This is a genomic window from Streptomyces sp. NPDC040545 (assembly GCF_055595065.1).
This window is the reverse complement of record NZ_JBVIWA010000003.1, coordinates 73,553-84,703: the sequence shown is the minus strand read 5'-3', so window position 1 is coordinate 84,703 and position 11,151 is coordinate 73,553. Positions and strand designations below refer to the sequence as shown.

Here is an 11,151-nt window from a genome sequence, read left to right as displayed (position 1 = left end):
CCTGGCTTCCCTGCGGGCCGGCGTCTCCCTGACTGCCCTGCGCCCCGAGACCGCCTTGATTGCCCTGGTTGCCCTGGCTGCCGAGCCCGCCCTGACTGCCCTGCGAGCCGGTACTGCCCTGGTTGCCCTGCGCCCCGGCACCGCCCTGGCTGCCTTGGCTGCCCTGGGTTCCGGCGGTCCCCTGGCTTCCCTGGGGGCCGGCGTCTCCCTGACTGCCCTGCGCCCCGAGACCGCCCTGGTTGCCCTGACTTCCTTGCGGGCCTGCCCCGCCCTGGCTGCCCTGGGAACCGGTGCCCTGGCTGCCCTGCGTGCCCTGGAACCCCTGACTGCCCTGGGAGCCCTGACTGCCTTGTGAGCCCTGGGACCCGGTGCCCTGGCTGCCCTGCGTGCCCTGGAATCCCTGCGTGCCTTGGAACCCCTGCGTGCCTTGGAACCCCTGCGTGCCCTGGAATCCCTGCGTGCCCTGCGTGCCCTGCGTGCCCTGGTTGCCTTGGGAGCCCTGGGGGCCTGGTGGGTGGGGGTGCGGGCGCGGGTGCTCATGAGGCGCGTCATTGCCCGTCCCATGGCCGCCTGGTTCGTCACGATGCCCGCCTGGTTCGTCCCCATGGCCACCTGGTTCGTCACCATGCCCACCTGGTTCGTCACCATGGCCACTGTCACCACCGTGGCCACCGTCGTCATCGGCCCTCCGCGGTGGGCGGGGCTCGAAATCGGCACTCACGGCACCGTTCGAGCCTGGCACACCGATGGAGTAGTCGACGGACATAGCTGTCGCGTTGGCCGGAGCGGTCGTTGACGAACCGAGATTGACAAGCAAGCCAAGAGTCCCCGACGCCGCGAGCGTAGTGACGGCCCGGACCCACGATCTGCGAAGAGACTGACGCTTCATGACGGAACCTTTCCGCAGGCTGAAAACTGATACGCCGAGGGGGGTGACGGGTCACATGGGCATGCCACACCACACGCCGGACGGCATGAATGAGCGCCCAAGCCGTTGCGCAGTCGTGCCAGCAGCAGTGTGCCGGGACCCGATTCAACGCCGACGGTTGACAGCGCATGTCGCCGCACTTCATTCAATTGGCGCATGGGCCTGCATTCGGGCTGCTCGCCCTTCGCTCCTGAGGTCTGTCCGCGGCTGAACGACAGGAGTAGATGCCCTCCGCCAGGGATCATGTCGGGTTGGATCTGTTCGAGCGACTCGCCGTTCGCCCGGCGGCGGAGCACGGTGTGCAGCATGTCCTCGGTGATGACGGGCGGCCGGCCGCCGTGCTTGCCCTTGCGGGCCGCCGCGTCGAGTCCTTCAAGGGTCGACTCCCGGATGTTCTCCCGCTCGGTCTCCGCCATTGCCGCGAAGAATCCGAACAGCAGACGGCCCGGCCCGCTCGGGTCGTACATCCCGGGCAGCGGCCCGGCGAGCATCTCCAGGACCAGGCCGTGGGCGGTGAGGTGGTCGGCGAGCGCGGTGAGTTCAGCGGCGTCGCGCCCGAGCCGCTTCATCTCGTACTCGGTGAAGATGACCCGGCGGTGCGGGGCGTGAGCCTTGATCCGGCGAGCCAGCGCGAGCGCGGCCTCGAACTGGGGGCGGACCCGGACGCGGGTGCTGATCTTCTCGGAGAACACCTTGTTGCGCGGGATGCCGTGCTTGGCGAGGGCGTCGAGCTGCGACTGGAGTTCCTGGGCGAGCGTCGAGCACCGGGCCTACCCGATGCGGATGTCGGAGGTCGGGGTGTCCGGCGCGAGGGCGAGCGGGACCGGGGCGCCACGGCTGACCGGGTCCGCGGTCGGCGGGGGTGGGTACGCGCAGCAGCTTGGCGAGCCTGGGCACCTTGGTGAAGCGGCCGGTGTGGTAGGTGTCGGCGACCGCGCCGGAGCGCGGGCGGCACGTTGAGCCGGGTTCGGCCCGGCAGCGCGGGCAGGGGTGGCGCTCGACGTGGTCCGCGTCGCTCGGGAAGGCTTCTTGAGGGACCGTCAGGACCCGGATGCTGTCACAAACGATTCGCAGAAGTGCCCCCGATCCGACTTTGAGTGAGGACGAGTTCTGCGAAGCGGAACGGCGCTTCACGTCCGCCGGACCCCGCGTTTGATCTTGCTCGCACAAAGGACTGTTTCTGACAGTAACGCGGCGTGCGACTACGGCTCCGCGTCGGCTCTTGCGGGTCATGAGTGCGGCTCTTGACCCTCACGTGACGTCAGGCTGCATAGTCGGTGCCGTGGAAGATCACTGGACCGTGGGGCGCGTGGCCGAGCTGGCCGGCGTGAGCGTCCGCACGCTGCATCACTATGACGAGATCGGGCTCGTGCGTCCGTCGGCGCGGACCGCGGGTGGGTACCGGGCCTACTCGGCGGGTGACGTCGAGCGGCTGAGGGAAGTGCTGGCCTACCGGCGGCTGGGCTTCGGGTTGCGGGAGGTTGCGGAACTGGTCGGCGACTCGTCCACCGACGCGGTCGCGCACCTGCGCCGACTGCGTGGCCTGCTGCTGGAGCGGCGTGATCGTGCTGACGCCATGGTGGCGGCCATTGACAGGGAACTTGAGGCACGGGCGAGGGGACTGAAGGTGACACCGGAGGAGCAACTGGGGATGCTCGGTGCACGGCTGTACGACGCGATCGGCGGCGCTTACACGGCGACGCGGCGTACCGAGCCGCGGATCGCAGCGCAGATCTTGGACGCGCTCGGGGACGCGCGGACGGTGCTGAATGTCGGGGCCGGCACCGGCTCCTACGAGCCGGCTGATCGCGAGGTGACCGCGGTGGAGCCGTCGGAGGTCATGCGGCGTCAGCGGCCTGCCGGCGCGGCGCCGTGCGTGGCCGCCGCCGCGGAGAGCCTGCCGTTCGAGGACCACTCCTTCGACGTCGCGATGGCCGTCTCCACTGTTCACCACTGGGGGGACCCGATAGCGGGGCTGCGCGAGATGCGGCGCGTGGCCCGCCGCGTGGTGGTGCTGACGTTCGACACCGACGAGCCCGGATGGCAGGACCGGTTCTGGCTTACCCGCGACTACCTGCCCGAGTTCGCCACCGTCCTCGCAGAATTTCCCTCACTTGCGGGGATGGCCGACGCGATCGGCGCCCGCGCTGAGCCGGTGCCCATCCCGTGGGACTGCACGGACGGCCTGTTCGAGGCGTACTGGCGCAGACCGGGGGCGTATCTGGAGGAGCACGTCCGCCGTGCGATGTCGGTGTGGACGAGGGTCGGGCCGGACGCCGAGCAGCGGGCGGTGCGAGGCCTCCGCGACGACCTCGACTCCGGCCGGTGGGCTGAGCGCAACAGCGACCTCGCCCACCTCGACACGGCGGACCTCGGCCTCCGCCTGCTCATAGCTTGAATGGGCACCGGTCCGGCTCAACTTCCCTGAAATAGCCACGTTGAGTAACGGATTGGCTTGGCCTGGGCTCCAGGTACAGTCGGAGCGCCCCGTGAGATCGTGCTCGCACAGGAGTCCTCCTTGATCGAACCGGACCGCTTCGCCCTTCTCATAGTCAAGCCAGACGGAGTGGCCCAGCACCTCACTCGGCTCATCTCCCTCTGGACACGCGACCGCGGCTACAAGCTGCGCGGGTTCCTGGAGCTGATCCTGAGCCCGGAGCACCAGCTCATCCTTGACGCGGACACTCACGTCGGCTGCCGGATCGATCGGCAGCTGAGCGAGGTGTTTTACGGCTTGGGGCCGGCGCACGCCTTGCTCCTGGAGCGGGAGGACAGCCGGTCCTCGGACGAAAGGTCGGCTGCAGCCGAGCTCGCGGGCCACGCAGGGGATGCCCTTCCCCACCGGGCCCGACCGGGCACTCTGCGCGGCGATTTCGGGGCCCTGAACCCCGTCTTCAACCTGGTTCACGCAACCAACAGCACCGACGACCTCGACCGGGACGCCCGGGCCCTCTTCGACCGCCCTCTCGATGAACTCCTCGGACTGAACGGTGCCAGACCGGATGGAATAGCGCAGACCCCGCACCTACTGCGCCCGTTCAAGCTGTGGAGCAGTGTGGCGGACGTCCTGGCCGCCTGGCTGGGACCGGAGGTTGTACGGCCCATCGACTGGCCTGCCGACTCCCACGGCCCGTCCCACCCGGCGGTCGGCGCCGCCCTGATGGCCTGCGCTCGCGCCGCAGAGCGAGCCGGAGGCGAGGATGGCGAAGTGCTGACGGGAGTGCTGGACGGGAACACCTCCTACGTGCAGTTCGCCCGCCAGGTTCCGGCGGTGGACACATGGCACGGATACCTCACATACACGACGCTGCGTCACTTGACGCTGTGCGCCGACACCCCGTGAGCCTTGATCGCTGCTGGCCTCGGCGTTCGCGGTACAGCGCCGCTCAGTCACGCTAGTAGGACGCTCTCGCGAAGGAGCTGGAAACCTGCGCGGCCGAACATCTGGCGCTTGAGCATCTTGATCCGGTTGACATGGCCTTCGACGACGCCGGAGTTCCAGGGGAGGGCGAGTCCTGCGATGACGGTGTCCCGGTCGCGGTTCGATGCCGGCGGCGAGGGTGTGCAGGCTGGGCAGGTCGTCTTGGCGGACCGCGTCGAGCCGTCCCGGGAACCGTTCGCCCTGGCGCTCGGCGAGCATGACGGCGAACGAGCGGACGTGCCGGGTCAGGGCGTCCAGCTCGGGGCACCGAGCCAAGACAGTCTTGAGCTGGAGCTGTTCGGCCTCGGACAGTGCCGTGGGCCGCCGGAGAATCCAACCGGCGACGGTGCGGGGCGACAGCGGCTGCCCGGTCACCGGCCGCGGTGCGGACCGTAGCCAGCGCCAACAGCCGCCCGGCGGCCTTTCCGTGAAACCCAGCGGCAGCCGCGTCCCCTGTGCTAGCCGACCATGATCAAATTCAGCGGCACTTTCTGTACCGCAACTACTCACACCCGCACACGGTCGGCAGGCCGCCCAAGGCCTGCATTCTTCGGGGGCTCCTCTTGTACGCCCGGCCACAGGCCGCCGACGTGAACGACGGGCCGAGGCGTGGCCGTGTCCTCCGGATGACGGCACCCACACGGTGCCTGGGGTGGGCTCGCGGGAAAACCGTCGTCCCCGAGCAGTGCGGCGTTCCCCACGCGCGGAGCCGCAGGCTGCCGTCATACACGCGGCCGACACCAAGACAGGCCGTCAGGGGCGGGAGCCACCGGCCGCCCCTGACCACCTCCACCCTCTACATGTGGGGCCGGCCGTAGTACTGGCCGAACCGCTCCAGGTAGTTGGACTCGCCGGCCTGTTTGGCCTCGTCGTACTCCGGGGCGTCCTTGATCTGGTCCTTCGTCCGGTTGACGTAGACCGTCTCCCCGATCATGTCGATGCGCTCGATGGTCCCGGCCGGCAGCAGCACATGCTTGCCGAAGATCCACACCCCCGTGTCCACGACCAGGTAGGAGGCGCCGACATCCTCGGAATGCTTGTCGATCTTGCCGATGTTGCCGTCGGTGGCCTCGACCTTGTAGCCGACGATGTCGGTGCCCCGCAGGTATCCCGCGTTGGGGTGGTACCCCCAGATGTCGAACCCGTTCACAGCGACGCCTTTCGGTTGTCAATGACTACGGACAACCTGACCGGATCGCACCGAACGCAAAACCCAAGCACGGGAAAGCCACTCCGCTGCCTGCCGCGCGCGGGCTCCCGAACGCGACGCGTCGAGCGGTTCGCTCGTGTCATCGAACAGGCGCGCTCACGCATATCGGCGGCGTGGGCGTGAGTTCGGCGGGGAGGGCGCCGAGTGGCGCTGTGGACTGCCACGGGTCCTCAGCCGGCGAGGGTGACGAGCCTTTGGTATGCCAGTTGGTCTTGTCGTCTGGCCGTGAGGTGGACGTGGACGTCCGGGAGGTACTCCTTCAGGAGGGTGTAGCCGGCTGTGTAGGCCTCTTCCTCGGCTTCGGCTTCTGCCGGCATCCAGAGGATCAGCAGCGGTTCTTGTCGGCGTGCGCCCTGCGGGGTGGCGAAGGACAGCTCGTGGACGACCAGGCGCGCCTGGTCCGCGGGCAGGGCCGAAACCAGCTCGTCATGGGTCAGATTGCCCTCCAGCTCCGGCGTCAGCACACCCGGGGTCTCCGCGAAGCGGAGGATCACGGTATTGATCTCCCGTCTCTGCCTCAGGTGGTGGAGGGCATCGCGGCTGCCTTCCGTCAGGCTGATCGGGCTGCTCACGAAAACCTCGCGTCGCTCGTGGCTTGGGGGTCAGCCGGGGGGTCAGCCTTCCACCCCGGTGGGTGTGACGGCTTCGGGCCGGCCTCGGGCAGCAGGCCGAGCATGTCCAGCAGCAACACGAGATCTCCTGGGTCGACGGCGCGGGAAGCAACAGCGCGGCGCGCCGCCGCACGGTCCGCTGTCCCGGAGCACGCCAGGAGAGCCGGCGCGTCACAGCCAAAGGGATCCTTCACCCGCCGATCCCACCACGCCCGCTCGCCGGGTGCAGGCGAACTGCTCCAGGTGCGCAGGTCTGCGTCCCGGGGCCGCCTGCCGAGCCTTGTCGAGACCGGTGACCGCCGTGGCGATGCGGCGTTCACATGTCTGCCGCGCTGTTCGCCCCCCCCCCCGCATCCCGCGTGGCGGTCTCCCGGCGATGGGGCCCTGTCCGGACGCCCATCGCCGGGACATCTCGCCGATCCCGCCCGGTGGGGCGGGCCCTTTGGACGGGATCAGTCTCAGTCGGCGGGGAGGGCTGGTCGCCGAGCTGGGGGTCGGGCAGGCGGGTTCGGATCAGGTGTGCAGGCGGCTGTTGATCCCGTCGTGGCTGTCGGCCTGGTCCTCGTCGAACCAGTAGTCGCCCGCGGCCAGGTAGCGGAAGGAGTGCACGCTCTTGCCGGGAAGGGCGATGGTCACCGCCCGGGAGCCGTCCTTGCGGGGCATCAGGGTGTGGGTGCCGGGCTGCCAGTCGTTGAAGTCACCCACCACGCTGACCGGGCCGGGAGGCGTGTCGGCGGGCAGGACGAACGTGACCTGGGTGCGGTCCTTGAGCTGCTTGCGTTCCAGCACGGAATGACTCCTGGTGGCAGGGGCGGGCGGTCGCGCCCCATCATCTGGCCCACACCATCCGCCGGCCCGGGAACACGGCCGTGGCAGGGCCTTCCTTCACCCGCCCGGCATGCGAACCAAGCCGACTCGGCACGTCCGAGGCTCCTGCCTCCGGGCGCGGCCGGAACGGGTACGGCAACGCTCGACTGGCATACGGCGACCTGTCCGGGGCAGGCGCCGACTGGGGCGGGACCCGGTCTGTGCGCCTCCCACCCGGCACACCGGGCCCCACCCGTCGACAGGCCCTCGGGTGAGGGTCACACCGGCCCACTCTGGGCGCCGCCTGACGGTGCCCAACGGACACAACGTTGGGGTGACTGCCCGGTCGGCGGCTCCCTTGGCGAGGGATCGAACTCGCCTCGCCCCAAGCACCACGACTGACATGCGACTCCGCACCTCGGGAACTTAGGCTGGAGACGGCGGCCGGCGCGCTGAGCGGCCCGCGGCCGTCACCCGTGAGCACCTGCCCCACCTCCCCCTCCGCGCAGGTGCTCACCCAGACCCCTGTACCCGGTGGCGCGCTCGGGCCGGCACTGAACAGCGGCACCTCCTCCACGGTCACGTCCAGGCGTAGCCGTTTGAAGCGGACCGGGTGCCGGAAGACGCCGCCTCGGTCGACAGTGGTGTCGGCGCTGGTCTCCGCGACCAGCTCGGGGCGTACGAGGGTCACGTTCAGGATCCCGGCTGCCCCACGCCGATGCGAACCGCCGCCCCTGCCAGGGGTGTCCGGCATCGGCCGCGATGACGTTGCCGCCGACCAGACGCGCCGCTTCGGTTCGTAGCGGGGCTGGGCGGCCGATCGTGCGGAGGTCGCCGTAGGCGTCGCGGCGGCCCAGGAGGAGGAGCTGGGGTCGGATCATGGTGCCGGTGATCGCGCCGATGATCGCTTCCGTGGCATTCCGGCGGCGGAGTTTGTTGCGGCGGTGCGGCGTTGCAGTCCCTCGAAGGACAGCCGGCCTGCTTTGGTGTCCCATGCGACGAGCTCGCCGTCCAGGACCAGGCCGTCGGGCAGCTCGTCCGCCGCGGCGACGAGGTCGGGGAACCGGTCCTGGATGAGCGATCCGCGCCGGATCTGCAGCAGAAGGGCGCCGTCCGGCCCGGTGGGGGTGAACAGCAGGGTCCGATAGCCGTCGAATTTCTGCTCGAACGCCAGCTCGCCCAACACGCCGGGGCCCGGCACCGACTCCACGGCCTGCGCCAGCATCGGCTCCACCGGCGGACGCAACGTCATGACGGTGCGCGGCACCGGATCGGCGACGGGCAGGCCCGGCGCGGCCGAGGCCGTGCCGCCGCCCGCGGCCACGCCCAGTGGTACGGCGGCGGCCCCCACCGCGAACAGCTTCAGCAGATCCCGGCGGTCCACTCCGGCGGAGCGGGCGCGGCCGCCCGCCCACTGCCGCAGGCGCGTGCGGTCGTACCGGCTCTCGTCCGACAGATCGAGGGGCATGGCAGGAGCACTCCTCGGTCGCGGTTCCCACGGACCGCAGGGGCCCGGGGCGGGCTGCGGGAACCTTCCCGCGGCGATGTCCACGGACCCGCCACACTGCCGCAACGGCCGATTACCGCTGGTCGGCGGAGATTCGGCAGGATGTGGGCATGACCGAGATCCTTACCCCCCGACTCCTCCTCCGCCGCTGGACCGACGATGACCTCGTCCCCCTTTCGGAGATCAACGCCGACCCGGAGGTGATGCGCTGGATCGGCGAGGGCGAGACCCTCGATCTGGACGAGACGGCCGAGGAGATCGAGCGCTGGGAGGAGGAGTGGGACGAGGAGGGCTTCGGGCTCTTCGCCGTCGAGCTCCTCGGCTCCGGCGAGCTCATCGGAGCCGTCGGCCTCTCGGTCCTCGAGAACCTGCCGGACGCCCGGGCGGACGTGCAGATCAGCTGGCGGCTCGGCCGCCAGTACTGGGGCCAGGGCTATGCCTCCGAGGCCGCCCACGCCACCTTGGAGTTCGCACTCCAGGACCGCGGCCTGGACCGGGTCGTCGCGATCAACCGGATGAGCAACACCGATTCCGAGAACGTGATCCGCAAACTGGGCATGGTGATGGAACGCGACACCACCGACCCCCGCTACGGGACCTCCGTGCGGGTCCACGGCATCGACCTCACCGAGTACGAGGCCTGACGGGTCCGCCTGAGGTCCCGAGGGGCCTGAGAACCGTCCCGCGGTCCCCGCGCGGCGGACGCGCATCATCCGAGCGGCCGACCCCGGGGTCCTCCGGACCGCCCGCACGCTCCGTCCGCCGGTCGGACCCGGCGGGGGCTCCGGCGCGGCGAGCATGGACCGGGGGAGCGGGAGGACGTACCCGGCCCTCCCCGCCCGGAGCCGAGAGGTACACCATGAACGCGCACGACCGGCTACCCGCGTACGGCTGGCCCTGATCCCGTACCGCACCGCGACCGGCCCGGTCACCGACGGCGAGTACCGCGGCGGCGGCATGGGCATCGCGCTCTCGCCAGACGGCGCGCACGCCTACGCCGGGGTCGACGTCCCCGGCGACGGCAGGGTCCTGGAGGTCCTCGACACGGCGAAGAGCGAGGTCACCGCCCTCGTACCGGTGGGCCGGCGGCCCTTCGACGTGGACGTGTCACCGGACGGCGCCGAGGTCTACGTCACCGGCCACGACTCCTTCGACGTCACCGTCGTCGCGGCCGGCGCACTGCGGCCCCGCCGGATCGAGGTCGCCCCCTACGGCACCGAGGGCGGGCTCGCTTCCTGGCTCAAGCCGCACTACGCCGTCGTACGCCCCTCCGACGGAAGAGTGCTGTTCCCCTTCGAGGGCGAGCGGCTCGCCGGGGTCGACCCGCGGACCGGGCAGACCCGGATCGAAGCCATGACCGCCGACACCCACCAGCACGGCGCGGCCGTCACGGCCGACGGCCGGATCCTGGTGGTCGGCACGGGCACGGTGCGGCCCGGTGACGGCAGGGGCCCCTCGCACATCTCAGGCCGGAGCCTGCGCCCCGCCGCCCGCGCGGATCGCCGCGAGGGCGGCGGCGTGCAGGGCGGCCGGGGCGCCTCGGTGGGGCCGGGGGCTCCCGGTGAGCGTGTACCACTCGTCGGCGTCCTCGTACTGGACCTCGAACCGGACCAGGTCCCCGGCCGACACCGTGGTGCGCAGCGTGAGCGGACCGGTGATCACGCCGACCTCGTCGGTCATGGCGCCGCCCGGTCCCGCGAGCACCTCGTCCTGCCACCGGTGCGGCCGCGTCATGAGGCGCAGGTGTCCAGCATCGTGGTGAGCATCTTCTTCTCCGGTTCGGTCACGGTCAGTCCGTACGTGGATTTCACGGTGGTCCAGGCCCGCCCGTACTGGCACCAGCTCGCCTTGTCCGGCGGCTGCCACAGGTCAGGGCTCTGGTCACCCTTGGAACGGTTCGAGGCCGCGGTCACGGCCAGCAGCTGAGGACGGGTCAGATCGTTGGCGAAAGCCTTGCGCCGCGCGGAGTCCCAGCCCGCCGCGCCGGAACGCCAGCCCTCGGCGAGCGGCACCATGTGGTCGATGTCCATCTTCCCCGCGTCCGTGACGGTCACCCCGTCGTAGAGGCTCCTCCAGTTGCCGGACACGGCCTTGCACTCGGCGTCCTGGGTGACCTCGGTGCCGTCGCGCTTCAGGACCACCTCACGCGTGTCGCACTTGTTGCCCTGCTGCGCCCAGTGCGTGAACTTGTCCCTGCTGTAGCCGGCCATCGTGCCCACCGGCGCCACCTTGAGCGCCGCCAACTGGGTCCGTGCCACAGCGGTGGTGACCATACCGGGCAGTACGTCCCCACCGGCCGGTTTGGCGTCGCCGCCCGGTGAGTCCGGCGACTCCGGGGACTTCGGCGCCGCGGTGGACGGCGAACCCGCGGGCGCGGACGCCTTCGGATCCCCGCCGTCCGGCGCGGCCGGACCGGCGCACCCGGTGGCGGCGGCCAGCAGCAGCGCCACCAGCACCGCACCCGGCACACGTATCTGACGTCCCATAACCCCACCCCGAGCCGGTACCGCTCCGCACGCTGTCCCGCAGACACTACCCAGAACCGGACAATCAACCTACCAAGGGCCCTCCGGCGGGCGTTGTCAGTGGCTCTCGCTAGTCTCCCGGCATACCGCAGCTCAGGGGGGTCGGCTCCCCCCTGTCAGGGCTGCGCGGAACCGGACAGGA

At 70.6% G+C, this 11,151-nt stretch carries 9 protein-coding genes and 3 pseudogenes; 5 read left to right on the top strand and 7 right to left on the bottom strand.

All coding sequences use genetic code 11. The features are described from left to right. Window positions 1-355, top strand: a 355-nt coding sequence (locus ACZ573_RS08410; RefSeq protein ID WP_471300864.1) for a hypothetical protein, incomplete at its 5' end; no start/stop codon positions are given. Between the two features lie 530 nt (window positions 356-885). On the opposite strand, the pseudogene ACZ573_RS08405 reads toward ACZ573_RS08410, so the two are convergent. Both ACZ573_RS08405 and ACZ573_RS08400 read right to left on the bottom strand, forming a co-directional pair. Further along, a pseudogene (locus tag ACZ573_RS08405) lies at window positions 886-1,638 on the bottom strand (recombinase family protein); the annotation flags it as partial. Window positions 1,639-1,846: 208 nt separating this feature from the next. Then, window positions 1,847-2,161, bottom strand: a pseudogene (locus ACZ573_RS08400) (zinc finger domain-containing protein); the annotation flags it as partial. A 67-nt stretch (window positions 2,162-2,228) separates the two neighbouring features. Here ACZ573_RS08400 and ACZ573_RS08395 point away from each other — a divergent pair. Together ACZ573_RS08395 and ACZ573_RS08390 are read left to right on the top strand one after the other, a co-directional pair. Continuing rightward, on the top strand, window positions 2,229-3,326 hold the full coding sequence (locus tag ACZ573_RS08395; protein ID WP_471301755.1) for a MerR family transcriptional regulator: 1,098 nt from the start codon (window positions 2,229-2,231) through the stop codon (window positions 3,324-3,326). A gap of 120 nt (window positions 3,327-3,446) precedes the next feature. Next, window positions 3,447-4,271 carry a nucleoside-diphosphate kinase gene (locus ACZ573_RS08390; RefSeq protein ID WP_471300861.1) on the top strand — a complete coding sequence of 275 codons (825 nt, stop codon included), beginning with the start codon at window positions 3,447-3,449 and terminating at the stop codon, window positions 4,269-4,271. 874 nt (window positions 4,272-5,145) lie between these two features. On the opposite strand, the gene ACZ573_RS08385 is transcribed toward ACZ573_RS08390, so the two are convergent. The 4 genes from ACZ573_RS08385 to ACZ573_RS08370 all read right to left on the bottom strand — a co-directional run bounded on the left by ACZ573_RS08385 (window position 5,146) and on the right by ACZ573_RS08370 (window position 8,445). Then, window positions 5,146-5,499: a PRC-barrel domain-containing protein gene (locus ACZ573_RS08385; RefSeq protein WP_471300858.1), complete on the bottom strand. Its 354-nt coding sequence runs from the start codon at window positions 5,497-5,499 to the stop codon at window positions 5,146-5,148. A gap of 230 nt (window positions 5,500-5,729) precedes the next feature. Beyond that, entirely contained in the window at window positions 5,730-6,131 is a 402-nt protein-coding gene (locus ACZ573_RS08380) for a cofilin family protein (protein ID WP_471300855.1), read from the bottom strand. Between the two features lie 552 nt (window positions 6,132-6,683). Next, window positions 6,684-6,959, bottom strand: a complete 276-nt coding sequence (locus ACZ573_RS08375; RefSeq protein ID WP_471300852.1) for an isoamylase early set domain-containing protein — start codon at window positions 6,957-6,959, stop codon at window positions 6,684-6,686. Window positions 6,960-7,854: 895 nt separating this feature from the next. Beyond that, window positions 7,855-8,445, bottom strand: a complete 591-nt coding sequence (locus ACZ573_RS08370) for an ATP-dependent DNA ligase (protein ID WP_471300849.1) — start codon at window positions 8,443-8,445, stop codon at window positions 7,855-7,857. 149 nt (window positions 8,446-8,594) lie between these two features. Here ACZ573_RS08370 and ACZ573_RS08365 point away from each other — a divergent pair, with 149 nt between their 5' ends. Together ACZ573_RS08365 and ACZ573_RS08360 are read left to right on the top strand one after the other, a co-directional pair. After that, a complete protein-coding gene (locus tag ACZ573_RS08365) occupies window positions 8,595-9,128 on the top strand; it encodes a GNAT family N-acetyltransferase (protein ID WP_301363839.1) in 534 nt (177 codons plus the stop codon). 154 nt (window positions 9,129-9,282) lie between these two features. Next, window positions 9,283-10,410, top strand: a complete 1,128-nt coding sequence (locus ACZ573_RS08360; protein ID WP_471300847.1) for a YncE family protein — start codon at window positions 9,283-9,285, stop codon at window positions 10,408-10,410. On the opposite strand, the pseudogene ACZ573_RS08355 reads toward ACZ573_RS08360, so the two are convergent. Beyond that, a pseudogene (locus ACZ573_RS08355) lies at window positions 10,299-10,694 on the bottom strand (GmrSD restriction endonuclease domain-containing protein); the annotation flags it as partial. The gene ACZ573_RS08360 and the pseudogene ACZ573_RS08355 overlap by 112 nt on opposite strands. Between the last annotated feature and the right edge of the window lie 457 nt (window positions 10,695-11,151).